General features: G+C 30.1%; 21 protein-coding genes and 3 pseudogenes. 19 read left to right on the forward strand and 5 right to left on the reverse strand.

What is annotated here, in order from left to right; all coding sequences use genetic code 11:
* Positions 1-590: S24 family peptidase (locus tag AJ887_RS05870; RefSeq protein WP_070284881.1), on the reverse strand; the 590-nt coding region annotated here is incomplete at its 3' end.
* A 294-nt stretch (positions 591-884) separates the two neighbouring features.
* On the opposite strand from AJ887_RS05870, the gene AJ887_RS05875 reads away from it, so the two are divergent.
* The 9 genes and pseudogenes from AJ887_RS05875 to AJ887_RS10425 all read left to right on the forward strand — a co-directional run bounded on the left by AJ887_RS05875 (position 885) and on the right by AJ887_RS10425 (position 6,846).
* A complete protein-coding gene (locus AJ887_RS05875; RefSeq protein WP_070284969.1) occupies positions 885-1,085 on the forward strand; it encodes a hypothetical protein in 201 nt (66 codons plus the stop codon).
* A 73-nt stretch (positions 1,086-1,158) separates the two neighbouring features.
* Positions 1,159-1,293, forward strand: a pseudogene (locus tag AJ887_RS10035) (DedA family protein); the annotation flags it as partial.
* A gap of 81 nt (positions 1,294-1,374) precedes the next feature.
* Positions 1,375-2,151 carry a threonine/serine exporter family protein gene (locus AJ887_RS05880; RefSeq protein ID WP_002881600.1) on the forward strand — a complete coding sequence of 259 codons (777 nt, stop codon included), beginning with the start codon at positions 1,375-1,377 and terminating at the stop codon, positions 2,149-2,151.
* A complete protein-coding gene (locus tag AJ887_RS05885; RefSeq protein ID WP_002831613.1) occupies positions 2,148-2,642 on the forward strand; it encodes a threonine/serine exporter family protein in 495 nt (164 codons plus the stop codon). Before AJ887_RS05880 ends, AJ887_RS05885 begins: the two co-directional genes overlap by 4 nt.
* Positions 2,643-2,713: 71 nt before the next feature.
* On the forward strand, positions 2,714-2,977 hold the full coding sequence (locus tag AJ887_RS05890; protein ID WP_002870479.1) for a zf-TFIIB domain-containing protein: 264 nt from the start codon (positions 2,714-2,716) through the stop codon (positions 2,975-2,977).
* Between the two features lie 74 nt (positions 2,978-3,051).
* A complete protein-coding gene (czcD, locus tag AJ887_RS05895; RefSeq protein ID WP_002870480.1) occupies positions 3,052-4,002 on the forward strand; it encodes a CDF family cation-efflux transporter CzcD in 951 nt (316 codons plus the stop codon).
* Positions 3,992-4,186: a heavy-metal-associated domain-containing protein gene (locus AJ887_RS05900; protein WP_070233533.1), complete on the forward strand. Its 195-nt coding sequence runs from the start codon at positions 3,992-3,994 to the stop codon at positions 4,184-4,186. Before czcD ends, AJ887_RS05900 begins: the two co-directional genes overlap by 11 nt.
* Positions 4,186-6,285, forward strand: a complete 2,100-nt coding sequence (gene copA / locus AJ887_RS05905; protein ID WP_070240082.1) for a copper-translocating P-type ATPase CopA — start codon at positions 4,186-4,188, stop codon at positions 6,283-6,285. The genes AJ887_RS05900 and copA overlap by 1 nt, the downstream gene beginning before the upstream one ends.
* Before the next feature lie 184 nt (positions 6,286-6,469).
* Positions 6,470-6,846 (forward strand): annotated as a pseudogene (locus tag AJ887_RS10425) (DUF2165 family protein).
* Here the strand turns inward: AJ887_RS10425 and AJ887_RS05915 are convergent.
* Positions 6,843-8,369: a DNA polymerase III subunit gamma/tau gene (locus AJ887_RS05915; RefSeq protein WP_070284971.1), complete on the reverse strand. Its 1,527-nt coding sequence runs from the start codon at positions 8,367-8,369 to the stop codon at positions 6,843-6,845. The pseudogene AJ887_RS10425 and the gene AJ887_RS05915 overlap by 4 nt on opposite strands.
* A 3-nt stretch (positions 8,370-8,372) precedes the next feature.
* Positions 8,373-9,671, reverse strand: coding sequence for a transcription termination factor Rho (gene rho / locus AJ887_RS05920; RefSeq protein WP_002853705.1), 1,299 nt, complete (start codon positions 9,669-9,671; stop codon positions 8,373-8,375).
* Between the two features lie 108 nt (positions 9,672-9,779).
* Here rho and AJ887_RS05925 point away from each other — a divergent pair, with 108 nt between their 5' ends.
* Together AJ887_RS05925 and ccoS are read left to right on the forward strand one after the other, a co-directional pair.
* Entirely contained in the window at positions 9,780-12,137 is a 2,358-nt protein-coding gene (locus tag AJ887_RS05925; RefSeq protein ID WP_079860879.1) for a heavy metal translocating P-type ATPase, read from the forward strand.
* Positions 12,134-12,340, forward strand: coding sequence for a cbb3-type cytochrome oxidase assembly protein CcoS (gene ccoS / locus AJ887_RS05930; protein ID WP_002852798.1), 207 nt, complete (start codon positions 12,134-12,136; stop codon positions 12,338-12,340). Before AJ887_RS05925 ends, ccoS begins: the two co-directional genes overlap by 4 nt.
* A 22-nt stretch (positions 12,341-12,362) precedes the next feature.
* Here the strand turns inward: ccoS and AJ887_RS05935 are convergent, their stop codons facing one another.
* Entirely contained in the window at positions 12,363-12,665 is a 303-nt protein-coding gene (locus AJ887_RS05935; protein WP_002852762.1) for a c-type cytochrome, read from the reverse strand.
* Between the two features lie 80 nt (positions 12,666-12,745).
* Here AJ887_RS05935 and gmhB point away from each other — a divergent pair.
* The 5 genes and pseudogenes from gmhB to AJ887_RS05960 all read left to right on the forward strand — a co-directional run bounded on the left by gmhB (position 12,746) and on the right by AJ887_RS05960 (position 16,960).
* Positions 12,746-13,307 (forward strand): annotated as a pseudogene (gene gmhB, locus AJ887_RS05940) (D-glycero-alpha-D-manno-heptose-1,7-bisphosphate 7-phosphatase).
* Positions 13,308-14,261 carry an ADP-glyceromanno-heptose 6-epimerase gene (gene rfaD / locus AJ887_RS05945; protein WP_070240085.1) on the forward strand — a complete coding sequence of 318 codons (954 nt, stop codon included), beginning with the start codon at positions 13,308-13,310 and terminating at the stop codon, positions 14,259-14,261.
* Positions 14,254-15,639: a D-glycero-beta-D-manno-heptose-7-phosphate kinase gene (gene rfaE1 / locus AJ887_RS05950; RefSeq protein WP_070240086.1), complete on the forward strand. Its 1,386-nt coding sequence runs from the start codon at positions 14,254-14,256 to the stop codon at positions 15,637-15,639. The genes rfaD and rfaE1 overlap by 8 nt, the downstream gene beginning before the upstream one ends.
* Entirely contained in the window at positions 15,636-16,196 is a 561-nt protein-coding gene (gene gmhA / locus AJ887_RS05955; protein ID WP_070240087.1) for a D-sedoheptulose 7-phosphate isomerase, read from the forward strand. The genes rfaE1 and gmhA overlap by 4 nt, the downstream gene beginning before the upstream one ends.
* On the forward strand, positions 16,196-16,960 hold the full coding sequence (locus tag AJ887_RS05960) for a glycosyltransferase family 25 protein (protein WP_070240089.1): 765 nt from the start codon (positions 16,196-16,198) through the stop codon (positions 16,958-16,960). The genes gmhA and AJ887_RS05960 overlap by 1 nt, the downstream gene beginning before the upstream one ends.
* Here AJ887_RS05960 and waaF read toward each other — a convergent pair.
* Entirely contained in the window at positions 16,946-17,896 is a 951-nt protein-coding gene (waaF, locus tag AJ887_RS05965; RefSeq protein ID WP_070240092.1) for a lipopolysaccharide heptosyltransferase II, read from the reverse strand. The genes AJ887_RS05960 and waaF overlap by 15 nt on opposite strands.
* Positions 17,897-17,954: 58 nt before the next feature.
* Between waaF and AJ887_RS05970 the strand changes: the two genes are divergently transcribed.
* The 3 genes from AJ887_RS05970 to AJ887_RS05980 form a co-directional block, all read left to right on the forward strand.
* Positions 17,955-18,764, forward strand: coding sequence for a glycosyltransferase family 2 protein (locus AJ887_RS05970; RefSeq protein ID WP_070275940.1), 810 nt, complete (start codon positions 17,955-17,957; stop codon positions 18,762-18,764).
* 54 nt (positions 18,765-18,818) lie between these two features.
* On the forward strand, positions 18,819-19,706 hold the full coding sequence (locus tag AJ887_RS05975; RefSeq protein ID WP_070240095.1) for a hypothetical protein: 888 nt from the start codon (positions 18,819-18,821) through the stop codon (positions 19,704-19,706).
* The coding region (locus AJ887_RS05980) for a glycosyltransferase family 2 protein (protein ID WP_148115608.1) at positions 19,699-19,989 on the forward strand (291 nt) is incomplete at its 3' end. The genes AJ887_RS05975 and AJ887_RS05980, both read left to right, overlap by 8 nt.

Below are 19,989 nucleotides of genomic sequence, written 5' to 3' on the forward strand. Positions count from 1 at the left end.
AAAAAATCTCCATTTTTATAAAATATATCTTTATATAAAGGATTTAAAGAGTGTAAAATCACTCCATCATCTTGTTTTAAAACTTGTTTTATAAAAAGTCCATCTCTAGCATTAATCACACAAATGCTTTTATTTTTAAAAGCCTTATTCCTATCTATTGCACAAATTGAACCATCTTTTATAAGTGGTTCCATACTCTCTCCATAACAAATGATAAACTCACATTCTTTACTTCCAAAAAAGTTTAAAACCTTTTCATCGATGATTAAATCAGAGCTATCAATCAAATCATTTATACCACCTCCACCTAAACTTGCATTTGTTTTATAAAGCTTTAAAATTTTATATTTATTCTCACATTCTAATTGATCTTTTGGGGAACTTCCATAGAAGAAATAATTAATGCTTATATTCCTCTCATTTAAAAAGTTTAGGATTTGTGGATAAGGAATGGAGTTTCTAAATTTCATAGAATTAAAAGTATCAGGATGGATGCCTAATTCTTTAGCTATATCTTTGGTTTTTAAATCTCTTTTGCCTTCACTTGCAAGTATATCTTTTAATTTTTCAATCACTTCTTGCATTTGCATTTTAATTCCTTTGATTTTAATTTCAAAGAATTTAAACATAAAATTTCAAAAAGCAATTAAAAACTTTTGATTTGAAAGATTTTTAATATAAGAGCTTGAAAAATCTAACTTCAAGCTCTCTAAATTGATATTTAAAAACATCTTACTAAGCTATTTTTTTAACAAGATTTCATAAAAAATTGCTTCATTACTTTTTAAGTTTTCTATGTAACTATCTTCCAAAGCTTAATGCCATAGATAGTTACATGCTATTTTTATATAAAAAGTGGTTAAACTATGATTATATAGTGTTTTATGGGGATAGTTACATCAATAAGAAAATATAAAAATACTTTAAGCAAAAATGTAACTATCCTAGAGGGTAAAAAACACTTTTGGGATATAAAATTTAAAATCAAAGCTCGTGTTTATCCATCTTTTAAACAGCATTTAATCACTTTTTTGGGACAAAACGGACATTTTGGGATATTTGGGATATTTTACGCTTTAGATTAGGAAAGATAAAAAGTCATTTTTGTAAGCTTTAAAATCCTATTATTTGGGATTTTTGCTAAAATTATTTAGGGATAGTTACATGTTCTTTTTGAAATACCCCTTACAGTTGATTAAAACTTATTTAACTCAAATTTTAATCATTATAATTGTTTTTGTGATTTTAGCAAGTTTAATTTATATCAAAATCAAAAAGCCTTTTAATAAATGATTTAAATTATAAATATTTTTTTCTTTATTATTTTCAAATTTGCTATAATTGTAATAAATTCAAGTTAAAGATGATCAAAATATGGAAAAACCTGATATACAAAGATTAACTAATTTTTTAATCATATATACTAAAACTTTGCTAGGTGCTGGAACTTATACAGCTAGGGTGGCAAAATGCGTAGGAAGAATAGCTGAGGTTTATGGCTATGAGATAAATATCAATTTCTTTTTTCATCATATTACTTTAAATGTTGTAGATATGGATGATAACTCCATTCAAAGAACTTATGTCATACCCAATCATCATGCCCATGTTAATTTTAAGCTTATTTTTGATTTAAGTGCTTTAAGCTGGGCTATATATGATCACAAATACGATCTTGAAAAAGCACAAGTTGTTTTTGAGAAAATTTCTCAACAAAAAAAGCATTCTTATTTGCTTAATCTTTTATTTGTTTCTATGGCAAATTCGGCTTTTTGTAGGCTTTTTGGCGGTGATTTTGGCGCTGGAAATTTGGTGTTTTTTGCAACTTTCGTTGGATTGTTGTTAAGATATATTTTAACTAAAGCAAAGATTGATTTAAGAATTCAATACATCCTTTGTTCTTTTATCTCATCGTGGTTTGTATTTTTTGGACTGGATATGGGATATACCAATACTTCTGATGTGGCTTTGGGTTCTAGTATTTTATATCTTATACCAGGGGTATTTTTCATAAATTCTGTGATCGATATATTAAAAGATCATATTTTAATGGGGCTTAGTCGTATTATCAGCGTGGCTATTTTGATTTGTTGTATAGCACTTGGAATTTACATGACGCTTAGTATTTCGGATTTTGGGATTTTAAGATGATTGAATTTATTTTAAGAGATATGTTTTTTGCTGCTGTGGCGGGATTTGGCTTTGCTTATGCTTGCAATCCACCTTTAAAAACCCTTATTTTATCTGCCCTTTTAGCAGCAATTGCACATGGGCTTCGTTTTACTTTGGTGGAATATTTTCATTTTCAAACTTTAGCAATTGCAACTTTTGTTGCCTCATTTTGCATAGGATGTTTAGGAATTGTTTTAGCAAAAATCATCAAAACCCCTGCTGAAATTATCGCTTTTCCTGCTCTTATTCCTATGATACCTGGAATTTATGCTTATAAAGCGATTTTGTATCTTATTTCTTTTATACGCAGTGATGATTTGAAGGCTAAGTCTGAATTTTTGGTTCAATTTTTTGATTATTTTTTTACAACTGTTTCTGTGACTTTGGCTCTAGCTATAGGAGTGAGTGTTACTTTGCTTATATTTTTTGAACAAAGTTTTATGATGACTAGACATGCAAAAAAACATTAAAACTTGTTGTAAAATTGTTTAGTATTTCTTTTTATAATTTTAAATCAAAAATTTAAAAAAGGCGGTATTGTATGTTATGTCCAGTTTGCAATGTGGATTTGGTTATGAGCGATAGGAGTGGAGTTGAGATTGATTATTGTCCAAAATGTCGTGGCGTTTGGCTTGATCGTGGAGAACTTGACAAAATCATAGAACGCAGTGTTCCTAATACAGCAAATTTTAACCAAGCTTCAAGACAAGAGTCAAGATATAATAACTCAGCTTATCATCAGCACAATGATTACTATAAAAAGAAAAAGAAAGAAAGTTGGTTAGGCGAACTTTTTGACTTTTAATTTTTATAAGAATAACAAATATTTATATTCTTTTTAGCTTAATATCTTAAAATGTCAAGCAAAAAGGATATAAAATGTATAAATTTTTATCACACGAGCCTTTAGCTAACAAATCTTGTAATCATAATCACGAAGAACATTCTCATGAACATCATCATTCCCATGCTGATGCAAGGAGTATGGATAAAAAGATTTTAAAAATTTCTCTTTTAATGACTTTTTCTATGATGCTTGTGCAATTTATTTATTCAATCCTTTCAAATTCTTTGGCACTTTTAAGCGATACTTTGCATATGTTTTCTGATGTTTTTGCCTTAGCTCTTAGTTTTTTAGCCATCATAGCTGTAGAAAAATGGCAAGATCATCAAAAGACCTTTGGATATTTTCGTCTTGAAGTTTTAGTGGCTTTTGTCAATGCTTTAACTATTATTTTATCGGCTTTATTTATCATTTATGAGGCTATAGAAAAATTTATTAATCCAAAAGAAATTGACGCTAAAACCATGATAATTGTAGCTATTTTGGGCTTTTTGGTAAATGGGATTAATGCTTTGATGATGTTTAAGGGTGCAAATTTAGAAAATGTCAATATGAAGTCCGCTTTTTTACATATGATGAGTGATTTATTGGGTTCTTTAGTGGTTATTATAGGTGGGATAGCGGTGTATTTCAGTGGTATTGTTTATATAGATACGATTTTAGCTATTGTATTATCAATCTTGCTTTTAAGATGGGCAATTATCTTGCTTAAACAAAGCGCTAATGTCTTACTTGAAAGTTCTCCTGTGGATATAGAAAAAGTAAGACAAGTTTTACTTTTAAATCCTAGTGTGGATGAGGTGGTGGATTTGCATATTACTCAAATTACCAATAAAATGCTAGTAGCTTCTATGCATTTAAAAGTGAAAGTTTGCGATCTAAAGGAATTTGAAAAACTATCTCAGGATTTATCCCATAAATTACTACATGAATTTGAAATCGGGCACATTACCATACATCCTATAAGGAGTGAAAATGAAATTTAAAGTAAAAAATGTTAATTGTATGAATTGTGTAAATTTGATCAAAAATTCTCTTGAAGATGAATTTGGAAATATAGAAGTGGATTTGGAGCAAAAAATTTTAAGTTTAAATTTAGAAGAGAATCAAGTATCAAATTTTTCAAAAGAATTTCAAGATTTAGGTTTTGAAATCATAGAGCGTTTATAATGGAAGAATTGCGTATAAAAATAGGTAAAATGACTTGCGTTAATTGTTCTAACGCTATAGAAAGAGCTTGTAAAAAAATTGATGGTGTTAAAGATGCTAGTGTTTCTTATGTGAATTCTAGCGGAGTTTTTTTACTTGAAGATCAAGAAAAACGCAAAGATATCATCGCAAAAATTAAAAATTTAGGCTTTGAAATTTTAGAAGATGAACAAAGCTTGAACGCATACAAGGGAAAAAAACACTTAGAATTAAGAAAAAATTTGCTTTTAAGTATAGTTTTGAGTGTGATTATTATGTATTTTGAAATGTTTGTTAAAACTTCTTTTTCGCAAAATATCCAAATGGCTTTGAGTTTTTTTGGGATATTTTATTGCGGGAGAGACTTTTTTTCTCATGCTTTTTTAGGACTTAAAAGTAAAAATTTAGATATGAATACCCTTGTAGCTTTAGGGACTTTGAGTGCTTTTGTGTATTCTTTTTTAGTGTATTTGCAAATTTTTAAAGAAGAAGATTTGTATTTTAGTGGTGCAATGATGATTATTTCCTTTGTGCTTTTAGGAAAATATCTTGAAAGTAAAGCTAAATTTAAAGCACAAGATTATCAAAGAATTTTGGAAAATATAGATACAAAAAAGACAAAAATTTTGCTTGAAGATGAAAGTATTAAAGAAATTCCAAGTTCTTTTGTCAAAAGTGGCGATGTGCTTTTGGTAAAAGAAGGAGAAAGCATTGTTGCAGATGGAGTAGTGCTTTTAGGGAGCGCAGAGCTTGATATGAGTTTTTTAAATGGAGAGTTTTTGCCTGTTTTAAAAAAAGAAGGCGATGAAGTTCAAGCAGGAGCAGTAGTTTTAAATGGCGCTTTAAGGATCAAAGCAAGCAAAAAGGCTATGGATAGTACTTTAGAACAAATCAAAAATCTAGTTTTTGAAGCAGGAAATATCAAAAGTCCTTTGGCAAATTTAGCAGATCAAATTTCTAAATACTTTGTAGGAGGTATAATATTTTTTGCTTTTTTAGTTTTTGTTTTTTGGGCGGTAAAAGCGGATTTAAATACAGCTTTTTTACACGCTTGTGCTGTGCTTTTGATTTCTTGTCCTTGTGCTTTAGGGCTTGCAACGCCTATAGCTTTGGTTGTGGCAAGTGCAAATGCGGCAAAAAATTTCATTCTTATTAAAAATCCTGCTGCTTTGGAAAAATTAGCTTTAGTTAAGTATGCTTTTTTTGATAAAACAGGTACATTGACAAAGGAAAATTTAAGTATTTTTAAGCACAATCTTTCTAAAGATGATTTTGATAAATTATGTCAAATTGAAAGTTTAAGCTCTCATCCTATAGCCAAGGCTTTGCATAAAGATCAAATTTTTGATTTAAAGGGCGAGGGAAGAGTGATTGTGGGTTCTGGTATACAATACAAAGAAGATAGTGATATTTATCTTGTAGGTAGTGCGGAGTTTTTGCACGAAAATCAAATTAACACAAAAGAAAGTGATATCTTTTTTGATTCTTTTAAAGAATATGTTAGGGTGTATTTTGCTAAGAATAAAAAGTGTTTAGGTGGTGTTTTGTTAAGTAATGCTTTAAAAGATAGGGCCAAAGAGCTTGTGTTAAATTTAAAAGGGCAAAATCTTAAAACTTTTATTTTAAGTGGTGATCATACAAAAAATGTAGAAAAAATAGCCAAAGAATTGCAAATAGATGAATTTCACGCTCAACTTAAGAGTGAAGAAAAATTACAAATCATTCAAAAATTTAAAAAAACTCTTTTTGTAGGAGATGGGATTAATGATGCGGCGGCTTTATCTGCTGCAAGTGTGAGTATGAGTTTTTCAAAGGCAAATGAGCTTGCAAAAAAAACAGGGGATTTTATCTTGATAAAAGATGATTTATCAGCGATTTTTAAATGCTTTAAACTTGCTAAAAAAACACGCAGTATTATCAAGCTAAATCTTTTTTGGGCTTTTATTTATAATGTACTTTGCATTCCTATTGCAGCAGGATTTGTACCTTTTATCACTTTAAGTCCTCATATAGCAGCACTTGCAATGTGTTTTAGTTCTGTTGCTGTGGTACTTAATTCTTTAAGACTTAAAAGAATTTAAAAATTTAATTTTTATTAAGAATATATTATTAAAATGGTATAAATGTAATAAAAATGTTTTTGCATAAGTAAAATGATTTGATTTTCAAAAATTATTATTTTGCTTACCGTTGCATCGTTAGCAGGTATTAGTGGTTTTTGGAAATGTGACAGATTACAATTCTAATTTCCAATTTGTTTCGCATGTGATGAGTATGGATATAAAGTCTGGTTATTTAGGCAATGCTATAATTTATGGAGCTATTACTTCTCCTGTGATTCATCATATAGACTATATAATAATTATTCTTTTTGAAATTTTTATTACCTTAACAGCCCTAAAAGGTGCTTATGATATGTTTAAAGCTAGAAATTTAGATGCTCAAAGCTTTCTTAACGCTAAGATTTTTGGGATTATTTCCTTAACTTGTTGTTGTATTTATGGCTTGCCTTTCAAGTAGTTGCTGCAGAATGGTTTGAAATGTGGATGAGTAATGTTTGGAATGGTTTGCCTGATACTACAAGATTGGTAACTTATATGTTTTTAGCTTTGATTTTCATCTCTCTTAAAAATGATGATTAATTTTCTATACTAGGCTCCCCAAAACAATCTTTAAGAGCCTCTTTAAGATCTTCTTGTGGGTCAAATTTTTTAGCTCCTTCTTTAAGCATATTAATAGAACTTTGAATATTGTTTTTATTTTCACTGTTTGGTAATTCTTGGGTTAGGGATTGAAGCTTATTTTCATCAATTGTTAGTGCTTTTTGCACATTAATTTTTGCATTTTCTCCAAATTTAGCTTTAAAAAGTTCTTGTATGAGTTTAAAACCTTTATTGAGCGTATTGCGATTTTGTCCTTGTGCGTTTGAGCTTATATTTAAAGTATTGCTTTCAAAACTAATAAATTTTGTGCTTTGTTTAAAGCATTCTGCAAGATCAAAATCCCTATCATAAATACTATCAAGCAAGATTTCATAAGCATTTTTTTCTATTTTTTTCTCAAGATGAGGTATGATGGGAGAAGGTGTGATCTTAGGTGTAGTATTTGTTATATTTTCTTGTTTGATTTCTTGGATTTGTGCGTCAATTTCTTTTAAATGGCTTGCTTCCATCATCATAAAAGCCATAACACAAAGCGTAAAGCCATCATCATCGCAAAGCATATTTTTAGCTTTTGATAAAATACGGAAAAATCTTTCATAAATTAAAGTAGAAAATTCTGTACTTTTTGCAAAAAAACTTTCTTTTAAATAAAAAAGCATTTCATCAATCACGCTTGAAGCTTCATAGTCTTGTAATTCTTCTAAATACGTAAAAACTTTTTCTTTGTCTTTTGTTAAAATAGCCTGATAAAAGGTTTTGATTTTTTGAGGATCTAAAAATCCTAACATATCTGTAATTTTACTAATACTGATTTCATTTTGACAAAAAATAATGGCTTGATCAAGCAAGGTTAAGGTATCTCTTAAAGATCCATTACCACTTCTTGCTATGAATTTTAAAGCTTCTTCTTCAAATTTAACATTTTCTTTAAGTAAAATTTCTTTAAGATGATTTAAAATTTCACTTTGTGGAATTTGTTTAAAGCGAAAATGTTGTGTTCTAGAAAGCACAGTAGCTGGGAGTTTTAAAGGATCTGTTGTTGCAAGTATAAATTTAACATAACTTGGTGGTTCTTCTAAGGTTTTTAAAAGCGCATTTGCAGCTTGCGGGGTAAGCATATGCACTTCATCAATGATGAAAATTTTAAATCTTGCCATGGAAGGGGTGTATTTGGTTTGTTCAATTAAGGTTTGTATGTCTTCAAGTCCACGGTTGCTTGCAGCATCCATTTCTATAATGTCTATATGTTTGCCTTCAAGTGCTGCAAGACAGTGTTTGCAAGTGCCGCATGGAGTATCACTTGGCCCTTGTTCGCAAACTAAAGCACGAGAAAAAATTCTAGCGCTTGAAGTTTTTCCACTTCCTCTAAGTCCTGAAAAAAGATAAGCATGAGCTAAGCGATTATGATTTAGAGCGTATTTTAAACTTACGCTAACTGTCTTTTGTCCTATGAGTTCATCAAAGGTTTTTGGTCTGTATTTAATCGCTAAAGCTTGAAGCATTTTCTACTCGTTCATTATAGATAAAAGTTCTACATTATCTTTAGTTTTAAGCATTTTAGAATATAAAAATTTCAATGCCTCAACATCATCCATTTGAGAAATCGCTGAACGGATCGCCCAAATTTTTTGAAGATTTGCTACGCCTTGGAGTAATTCTTCTTTTCTTGTTCCTGATTTGATGATATTAATCGCAGGATAAATTCTTCTATCAGCGATATTTCTATCAAGAACTATTTCGCTATTTCCTGTGCCTTTAAATTCTTCAAAAATCACATCATCCATTCTTGAACCTGTGTCAATTAAAGCCGTAGCAACTATGGTTAAAGAGCCTCCATTTTCTATATTTCTAGCTGCACCAAAGAAACGTTTTGGTTTGTGTAGGGCATTAGCATCCACCCCGCCGCTTAGGACTTTTCCACTGCTTGGAGTTGCGGTGTTATAAGCACGTGCCAGTCTTGTGATACTATCAAGTAAGATAATAACATCTTTACCTGTTTCTACCATTCTTTTGGCTTTTTCTATCACAAGTTCAGCTACACGCACATGATTATAAGCAGGCAAATCAAAAGTAGAACTAAAAACTTCGCCTTTTACGCATCTTTGCATATCGGTAACTTCTTCAGGTCTTTCATCAACTAAAAGCACGATTAAATGCATTTCTGGGTGGTTTTTTGCAATAGCAGTAGCAAGTTCTTTCATAAGCTCTGTTTTACCTGTGCGTGGTGGAGCAACGATGAGTCCGCGTTGTCCTTTTCCTATAGGAGTAAAAAGATCCAAAACACGACCTGTAAGCTTCATCGCATCATATTCGAGTTTGATTTTTTCTGTTGGAAAAATAGGGGTTAAGTTATCAAATAAAGGTCTTTCTTTGGCTTCTTGTAAAGGCAGATAATTGATCGCTTCAATTTTTAAAAGAGCGTAGTATTTTTCTTGATCTTTAGGTTCTCTGACTTGTCCTGTAACGATATCGCCTACACGCAGAGCAAATTTTCTAATTTGTGAATTTGAAACATAAGCGTCATTAACACTATCACTAAGATTAGAGTCCATGCCTCTTAAAAAGCCATAACCTTCAGAAGAAATTTCTAAAATCCCTGTAAAAAGTATGAAACCGCCTTTTTTTGTTTGTGCTTTTAAAATTTCAAAAATAAGTTCTTGACGGCGAAATTCTCTTGGGTTTTCGATTTCACATTCATTAGCGATTTTAACTAGATTTTCTAAATCTAATAATTTTAATTCTTCGATTTTATAACCTTCCACTGGAACGTGGGTTCTTTGATGTTGTTTTTTTTCTTTTTCCATGAGTCCTCGTAAGATTTAGCAGAATAATTTTTGTAAAATGTGATTTTAGTAAAAAAATGCACTTTTTGTCAAATTTGTCTATAATTATAAAAAATATTTTTTTAAAGAATGATTATGAAATGTGAACATTGTAGACTTGATTATAAACAAGCCCAAATGATAGAGTATAAGGGTAAATTTTTTTGCTGTAAGGGTTGTGAGAGCGTTTGGGAAATTTTACATGAAAGTGGATTAGATGAGTTTTATGAAAAGCTTGGAAATCAAACTTTAAGCCCTGTAAATTTTCAAAATGAAATGAAAAATTATGATGAGTTTATTACTAAAACCAAAGAAGGATTTAGTGAAATTTATCTCATGATACACGGTATAGAATGTGCAGCTTGTGTGTGGCTTAATGAGAAAATTTTAACCAAGCAAGAAGGAATTTTAGAACTTGATATCAATCATTTAAGCCATAAAGCACGCATTGTTTTTGATGAACAAAGTATTTCTTTGGTGCAAATTTTAAGACTTATTGAAAGCATAGGTTATAAAGCGAGTGCTTATGATGCGAGCAAGGCTTCAAAAAAAGCGGATTTACTAAAAAGAGAATTTTATTCTAAGCTTGTTGTGGCTATAGCCTGTGTGATGAATATCATGTGGATAGCAGTGGCAAAATACGCAGGATTTTTTAGCGGTATGGATAAGGATACTAAGGATATTTTAAATTTTGCTGAATTTATCCTTTGCTCTCCTGTGCTTTTTTATACGGGATCTCATTTTTATAAAAGCGCTTTTAAAACTTTAAAAATGCATAGTTTAAATATGGATGTATTGGTAATTAGCGGAGCGAGTTTGGCTTATGTTTATTCTTTATGGGCTATGTTTTTTAGGGTAGGGGAGGTGTATTTTGACTCTGTGGCGATGATAGTTTGCTTTGTATTTATAGGAAAATATCTTGAGATGTTTAGCAAAAAGCGTGCTTTAGATACCATAGATGGGCTTAATGATTTTTTGCAAAATGAAGTTTTGGTTTTTGATGGTAAAGAATTTGTTCCTAAAGAAGTGCAAAAGGTTTGTTTAGGGGATAGAATTTTGCTTAAAACTGGAGATAAAATTTTAATCGATGGGATCTGTAAAAGTGGTGAAATGAGTGTGGATACTTCTTCTTTAAACGGAGAAAGTATTCCAAAACTCATACAAAAAGAAGATGAAATTTTTTCAGCTTGTATAGTGCTTGATGGAAGTGTGGAGTATGAAGCAACAAAGCTTTACAAAGATTCAAAACTCAGTCAAATTATCCAGCTTTTAGAACTTGCAAGTTCTAAAAAAGCAAAACTTGAAAGTTTGGTCAATAGTCTTTCGGCTTATTTTTCTAGAACGGTTTTATTGATCGCTTTTGTTTGTTTTGCTTTTTGGTTTTTTTACAAGGAAGAGAGTTTTGAAATTTCTTTAGTCAATGCGATTGCAGTTTTGATTATCGCTTGTCCTTGTGCTTTGGCTTTAGCAACGCCAGTGAGTAATCTTGTGGCCTTAGGTAGGGCTTTAAAAAAGCATATTTTATTTAAAAGTTCTAGCGTGATAGAAGATTTAAGTAAATGTGATTGTGTGGTATTTGACAAAACAGGTATTTTAACTAAAATAGAGCTTGAGCTTAAAGAGGTTTTTTTGGATAAAACACTTGATTTAAATGAGCTTTATAATTTTGTAAAACTTTCCAAACATCCTATCTCTCAAAATATTGCGTCATATTTAAAGCAAAAAGGAGCTAAAGATTTAAATTTGGATTTTAAAAAGCATTCGAGCATTCAAGCTAAAGGTTTAAGTGCTGAGTTAAATGAAGAGTTGCTTTTAGGTGGAAGTTCTAAATTTTTGCAAGAAAAGGGTATTGTGGCTAAAGAATTTGATAATACGCATTTTATTTTTGCCAAGGAAGGTAAAATTTTAGCTTTTTTTGAGTTTGATAGTGTTTTAAGAGAAGGTGCAAAAGAGCTTATCACTTATCTTAAAAAAGAAAAAAAAGAATTAATGATACTAAGTGGTGATCATCAAAAAGCAGTGGAAAAAATAGCTAGAAAATTAGAAATTCAAAATTATCAAGCTTCTTGTTTGCCAGAAGATAAGATGAAAACTATAGAAAAATTAAGTAAAAATTACAAAGTTTTATTTGTAGGTGATGGGGTAAATGACGCACTAGCTTTAAAATATGCAAGTGTTTCGATGACTTTAAGAGAAGGAAGTGATCTAGCTATAGAAAGTAGTGATGTTTTACTTTTGAAAAATGACTTGCTTTCTTTAAAAAAAGCCATCAAATTATCTAAAAATACCTTTAAAATTATCAAGCAAAATCTTGCTTTTTCTTTGTTTTATAATGCTTGTACCATACCTTTGGCTTTTTTGGGTATGATAAATCCTTTATTTGCTGCTATTTCTATGTCTTTTAGTAGTATAATAGTCGTTTTAAATGCTTTAAGGATTAAAGAATGAATAGTATAATCATGATGATGATAGGGGTTTCTATCTTAGCGTTTTTTATCATTTTGGCAACTTTGCTTTGGGGGATTAAAAATAAGCAATTTGATGATGATTATAAATTTACTACTTTAAATGATGATGAGGATTCTTTGCGTGATGCTATAGAATTAGAAAGGCGTAAAAAAGAAGCTTTGGATAAAAAAAGGCTTTCTTAAAAAGGAAAGCCTTTTTTAGAAATTATTTTAAAGTTTCAATATGGGCTTCAATAGCTTTAAAATCTTCTTCAGTTAAACCTTTAAGGTTAAGTTTCATGATCGCACCTTGACCATAAGCATTTCTTTTGCCTTCTGAATATTCTTTCATGTATTGAAGTCTTTCAGCAGAAGAAAGAGTTTTTAAAGCTGGAACTTTGTTTAAGTAAACTTTGTCAGCATTTGCACCATGACATACTGCACATTTTTTAAAAAGTGTAGCACCATCTGCAGCAAAAGCAGAAACACCAAGACATGCCAAAGCAGAAACTACTAATAATTTTTTCATTTGTTTTCTCCTTAGTAAAAATTAGATTGCTAGGTATTATATATCTTTATTTTTATAAAAATCTTAAGAAATTAAAGATAATGTTTATTTTCTTTTTAAAAAAGCTATATTATAATGTTTTTTATGAAAACAAAAGCATTATTTTTAGATAGAGATGGTGTGATTAATATAGATAAAAAATATGTTTATAAAATAGAAGATTTTGAATTTTGTGATGGAATTTTTGAGCTTTGTAGATATTTTTTAGCTAGAAATTATTTGCTTTTTATAGCGACAAACCAATCAGGCATTGCAAGAGGATACTACAAGGAAAGTGATTTTTTTAAGCTTTGCGATTATATGCTTAAAGAATTTGCCAAACAAGATATAAAAATTGATAAAATTTATCATTGTCCACATTTAGAAGGTTGCGAGTGTCGCAAACCTAAAGCAGGAATGCTTTTAAAAGCAGAAGATGAGTTTGATTTGGATATGAAAAATTCTATCTTTATCGGAGATAACCTAAGCGATATGCAAGCAGGATTAAATGCTGATATTGGCACTTTGATTTTAGTAAATGAAGGAAAAAAAGAAGGCGATTTTTTTAGACAATTTAAAAATTTAAAAGAAATTTTGAGCTTTTTTAAAGAAAAGGACATTTAAATGAGAATAGCAATCACAGGTGGTGCAGGATTTATAGGTTCGCAACTGGCTTTAAATTTACAAGAAAAACATGAAATTTTAATCATCGATAAAATGCGTAGTAGTGCGACTTTTGAAAATGGAAATTTAGAAAGTTTTGGGCATTTTAAAAATTTGCTTGAATTTGATGGAGAGCTTTTTGCAGGTGATATTAACGATGAAAAAGTTTTGAAAAAGATTGAAGATTTTAAGCCAGAGATTATTTTTCATCAAGCAGCAATTTCAGACACTACGGTTTTTGATCAAACTAAGGTTTTACAAACCAATTTAAATACTTTTAAAGATTTTATAGAACTTAGCATAGATCTTAATGCAAAGCTTATTTATGCAAGTTCAGCTTCGGTTTATGGCGATGCAAAAAGTCCACAAACCGTAGGTAAAGATGAAGAACCAAAAAATCCTTATGCTTTTTCAAAATTGATGATGGATAAGCTAGCGAAAAAATACTACGATAAAGCCCATTTGGTAGGACTTAGATATTTTAATGTTTATGGAAAAGGCGAATTTTATAAAAACAAAACCGCTTCTATGGTTTTGCAATTTGGCCATCAAATTTTAGCAGGAAAAAATCCACGCTTGTTTGAAAGAAGTGATCGAATTTATAGAGATTTTACTTATATTAAAGATGTTATTAGTGCCAATTTAATCGCCCTTGATTCAAAATGTGGGGTTTATAATGTAGGCAGTGGTAAAGCAAGAACTTTTCAAGATATAGTTGATATTTTGCAAAAAGAGTTAAAGACTGATTTGCCTTGCGAATATATCCCAAATCCTTATGTAAAATCTTATCAATTCCACACTGAAGCAAAGCTAGATCAAACTTGGGATTATCAGCCAAAATTTAGTCTTGAAGAGGGTATAAAAGATTATTTAGGTGAGATAAAAAGACTTTTTGAAAAGGAAGTAAATGCTTGAGTTTTTAAGTCAGCAAAAACCTAAAATTTTGATTATAGGGGATTTTATGGTGGATAATTACACTTGGTGTGATTGTTCGCGTATCAGTCCTGAAGCGCCTGTTTTGGTAGCTAAAACCCTTAAAGAAGATAAAAGATTAGGCGGGGCTGCGAATGTTTATGCAAATTTAAAAAGCTTGGGAGCTGATGTTTTTGCGCTTGGTGTTGTGGGTGATGATGAGAGTGGGAAATTTTTACAAGAAAATTTAAAAGGAGAATTTTTGATCCAAAAAGGACGCAAAACTCCTTTTAAAAATCGCATTATGGCACACAATCAGCAGGTTTTAAGACTAGATGAAGAAGATATAAGTGAGATTTTGCTTGAAAATGAGCTTATTACTTTGTTTGATGAAAAGATCAAAGATTTTAAAGCTGTGGTTTTAAGTGACTATGCTAAGGGTATTTTAACGCCTAAGGTTTGTAAGGCTGTGATAAAAAAGGCTAAGGCTTTAAATATCCCTGTTTTAGTTGATCCTAAAGGCAGTGATTTTAGTAAATATAGCGGCGCAACCTTGCTCACGCCTAATAAAAAAGAAGCTTTAGAGGCTTTAAAATTTGAAAATTTAGAGGGTAAAAATTTAGAAAAAGGGATTAAAAAATTAAAAGAAGATTTTGCTTTGCGTTATTCTATCATCACTCTTTCAGAATCGGGGATTGCACTTTTTGATGAGAATTTAAAAATCGCCCCTGCTAAAGCCTTGGAAGTTTATGATGTAACAGGAGCGGGCGATAGTGTGATTGCGGTTTTAGCTTTTTGTTTGGCAAACGGGATTGAAATTTTTAAAGCTTGCGAACTTGCCAATGAAGCCGCAGCTGTTGTAGTGAGTAAAATAGGTAGTGTGAGTGTGAGTTTTGATGAGATTAAGAGTTTTAATAGTGTGGATTTTGAGAAAAAAATCAAAAGCAAAGAAGAACTTTTAATGCTTTTAAAACAAAATGATCAAAAGATCGTTTTTACAAATGGTTGTTTTGATATAGTGCATTTTGGACATATAAAATACCTTGAAAAAGCTAAAAGATTGGGTGATGTTTTGATTGTAGGTTTAAACTCAGATGCGAGTGTGAAAAGACTCAAAGGCGAGAGTCGTCCTGTAAATTCAGAGTTTCAAAGAGCTTGTATGTTGGCAGCTTTTTATTTTGTAGATTTTGTAGTGATTTTTGATGAAGATACGCCTTTGGAACTTATAAGCTTTTTAAAACCTGATATTTTGGTTAAAGGAGCTGATTATAAAGATAAGCTTGTTGTGGGTACAGATATTGTTTCAAAAGTTAAATTAATCGACTTTGAAGAAGGATTTAGTACGAGCAAGATCATAGAAAAGATTAAGGATAAAAAATGATAAATTTAGTGGAAAAAGAATGGCAAGAACATCAAAAAATCGTTCAAGAAGGTGAAATTTTAAAAGGACAAATCGCTAAAGTAGGCGAGCTTTTGTGCGAGTGTCTTAAAAAAGGTGGCAAGATTTTGATTTGCGGAAACGGTGGAAGTGCGGCTGATGCTCAGCATTTTGCGGCTGAACTTAGCGGGCGTTATAAAAAAGAACGCAAGGCTTTAGCAGGCATAGCACTTACAACCGATACTTCAGCACTTAGTGCTATAGGAAATGACTATGGTTTTGAATTTGTTTTTTCAAGACAAGTAGAGGCTTTAGGAAACGAAAATGATGTTTTAATCGGCATTTCAACCAGTGGAAAAAGCCCTAATGTTTTAGAAGCCTTAAAAAAAGCAAAAGAGCTTAATATGCTTTGTCTAGGGCTTAGCGGAAAAGGTGGTGGAATGATGAATAAGCTTTGTGATTATAATCTTGTCGTACCAAGCGATGATACGGCTAGAATTCAAGAAATGCATATTTTGATCATACACACACTTTGTCAGATCATAGATGGGAGCTTTTAATGAAAGTTTTTATCATAAATTTAGAGCGTTCTTTGGATAGAAAAGAGCATATGCAAAAACAAATTCAAAAGCTTTTTGAAAAAAATCCTAGTTTAAAAAATAAATTAGAATTTATTTTCTTTAAAGCTATTGATGCTAAAAATAAAGAACATTTGGAATTTAAAGATCATTTTCCTTGGTGGGCTTCTTGGGTATTAGGTAGAGAGCTTTCTGATGGAGAAGAAGCTTGTTTTGCTAGCCATTATAAACTTTGGCAAGAATGTGTGAAGCTTGATGAGCCTATAATCATCCTAGAAGATGATGTGGAATTTAGTGATGAATTTTTAAATCATGGGGTAGAATATATAGATGAGCTGTTAAAGAGCAAATATGAATATATAAGACTTTGTTATTTATTTGATAAAAGATTGTATTTTTTGAACGAGAGTGGATATTATTTAAGTTTTGAAAAACTTGCTGGAACTCAAGGTTATGTACTGCAAGTAAGTGCTGCAATGAAATTTCTTAAATATGCTAAAAATTGGATCTATGCTGTAGATGATTATATGGATATGTTTTATAGACATAATGTGTTGAGTATAGTTAAAAAGCCTTTATTATTAAAACATGATTGCAGAATAGAAAGTTCAATTTCTCAAGCTGGACGTTTATTTTTGAAGACTAAATTTTACAGAAAAATTATTAGAGAAATTTTTAGACTTTATAGAAATATTTTAAAACTATCTTATACTTTTTATGTTAAGAAAAAATTAGATATTAATTAAATTTTGAATTGCTTTTAAAATCACTTCAGGCTTTAAATCTTTCATGCATTTGTGGTGTTTTAAAGGACAGGTTTTTTGCATACAAGGCATGCAAGCTAGATCTAAATGCACTAATTTTGCGTTTTGATTTTGCCAAGGTGAAGTTTGGGTAAATTTTGTAGGACCAAAAATAGCCACGGTTTTTACCTTATAAACCGCACTTATGTGCATAGGACCACTGTCGTTTGTGATGAAAAGATCGCAAAAAGCGATATTTTGACAAAGGGTTTTGATGGTGGTTTTATTGCAAAGATTTTTTACTTTTATGTTTTGTTCTTTTAAAATTTGATAAATTTCATTACAAAGTTCTTGTTCGGCTTTTCCTGCGCCAAAGATTAAAATTTCATGACTTTGGCTGAAATTTAAAGCCACTTTAGCAAAATAACTCGCATCCCATCTTTTTGCACTTCCAAAGCTTGCTCCAGGGTTGAGTCCTAGAATTTTTTTACCATTTTTTAAGACAAGAGGGTTTTGAAATTTTAGCTTAAAGGGAAGTTTTAAGTTTTTAAAATGAGCTTTTATACTAAGTGAGTTTTCTATAAAATAAAGGTATTTTAAAACTTGATGTTCTTCTTTGTGCTTGTTTTTGTCAAAAAAATATCTTTGTTTTGTTTTAAGAATATGTAAGATAATCTTAGAAGAAAACGCAGATCTAAAAGCAAAGCTAAGATCGATTTTACCAAGTTCTTTGCGTAAAGATAGAGCTTGTTTATAGCGAGATTGTTTATTTTCTATGATGATTTTAGAATTAGGAAATTCTTTAAAAAGTGCTGTGGAAACCAAAGAGCCATAAAGGATAAATTGAGCATCTTTAAAGTGTTCTTTTATGGTGTATAAAGCAGGCGAAGCCATCACTGCATCGCCTAGCCAAGTGGGAAGGTGTATAAAAATTTTCATAAATTTCCTAAACTTTGATAGAATTGTTTTTATTATTTTAACAAAATTTAGGAAAAATATGCCACAACTTTCGATCATAATCCCGCTTTTTAATTCTTGTGATTTTATCTCAAGAGCTTTGCAAAGTTGCATAAATCAGACTTTAAAAGATATTGAAATTTTGATCATCGATGATAAAAGTAAAGATAATAGTTTAAATATTGTTTTAGAATTTGCAAAAAAAGATCCAAGAATAAAAATCTTTCAAAATGAAGAAAATTTAGGCACTTTTGCAAGTAGAAATTTGGGGGTTTTGCATTCTAGTTCTGATTTTATAATGTTTTTAGATAGTGATGATTTTTTGACGCTTAATGCTTGTGAAATAGCGTTTAAAGAGATGAAAAAAGGTTTTAATTTGCTTTGTTTTGATGCCTTTGTGCATAGGGTAAAAACCAAGCAATTTTATCGTTTTAAACAAGATGAAGTTTTTAATCAAAAGGAAATTTTAGAATTTTTAAACAAACAAAGGCATTTTTGCTGGTCGGTTTGGGCGAAGTGCTTTAGAAGAGATATCATCTTAAAAAGTTTTGAAAAAATTAAAATAGATGAGCGTTTGAGTTATGGTGAAGATGTGCTTTTTTGTTATGTTTATTTTATGTTTTGTGAGAAAATAGCCGTTTTTAAAACTTGTATTTATCATTATGAATTTAATCCAAATGGAAGATATGAAAACAAAAATAAAGAAATTTTAAATCAAAATTATTACGATAAAAAGAAAAGTAATGAGCTGATAAAAAAGCTTTCTTTAGACTTTAAAAATGATACCTTTCATCAAAAGTTGCTTGAGGTTTTAAAGAAAGAAGAGATGGATTTAAAAAATAGAATTTAAGATTAGATTTTATATAATTAAATTTTCGTATTTTTTAACACTAGAAGGCTAATAATGACTGAAATTTCAAGTTTTTGGTATACTCCTAAAGGCTATAAGGGTATAGGTTTGATGGAAATTCTTACGATTAAATCTTGGCTTGATCATGGATATAAATTCCATTTGTATACTTATAATTTAGAAGATAAAATCTTTTTAAAATTCCAAGAGTTGTTTGATAATTTTATGCTTAAAGATGCAAATGAGATTGTGCCTTTTGAAGAATATTTTAGTGATGATAGAGGAGCTGGAGTGGCTGCTTTTTCGGATTATTTTAGGTTTAATCTTTTATATCAAAGAGATGCTCTTTGGGTAGATTTAGATATGGTTTGTTTAAATCATATGGACTTAAGTCAAGAATATATTTTTACTCAGGAGATTGACAAAGATGAAACTAAACCAAGAATTACAACATCATTTTTAAAATTTCCTAAAAATTCGGATTTTGGGAAAAATCTTATACAAGAAGCAAAAAAGATTATAGATAATAAAAAAATTATTCCTTGGGGAGTAATAGGTCCTTGGTTTTTAGCAGAACAGGTTGAAAAATGGAATTTAGGTAAATATAAATGGGATTATAAACAAACTTGTCAAATTCCGTGGTATAAAGTTAAAAATTTTATAGACAAGGGACAAGTTTTTGATGCAGGTAGACCTTGTTTACACTTATTTTCCGAAATGTGGAAAACATATGATTTAAATAAAAATCATTTTTATCAGCATGGTGTTTATGGATTTTTGCTTCAAAAGCACAATATTTTTACTTTATGTCTTAAATTAAATTATAATTTTAATTTTTATGATAAATATCATGATAAATTTCTTCTTTTAGCTAATATAAAAAATAAAGCAATATTTTATTTGCGCCATCCTAAAAAACTTTTTAAGAAAAATAATGTCTAAAATTTCAATAATTGTACCCACCTATAATGTAGAAAAATATATAGCAAGAGCTTTGGAAAGTTGCATAAATCAAACCTTTAAAGATATAGAAATAATCGTTGTGGATGATTGTGGAAATGACAAAAGTATAGAAATAGCTAAAGAATATGCCAAAAAAGATACAAGAATAAAAATAATCCATAATAAAACAAACCTAGGCACCTTTGCAGCCAGAAATAATGGTGTTAAACATTCAAATAGTGAGTATTTGATGTTTTTAGATCCTGATGATTATTTAGAGCTT

Origin of the sequence: Campylobacter sp. BCW_6466 (genome assembly GCF_001762835.1) — a bacterium.
Lineage (GTDB): Bacteria > Campylobacterota > Campylobacteria > Campylobacterales > Campylobacteraceae > Campylobacter_D > Campylobacter_D jejuni.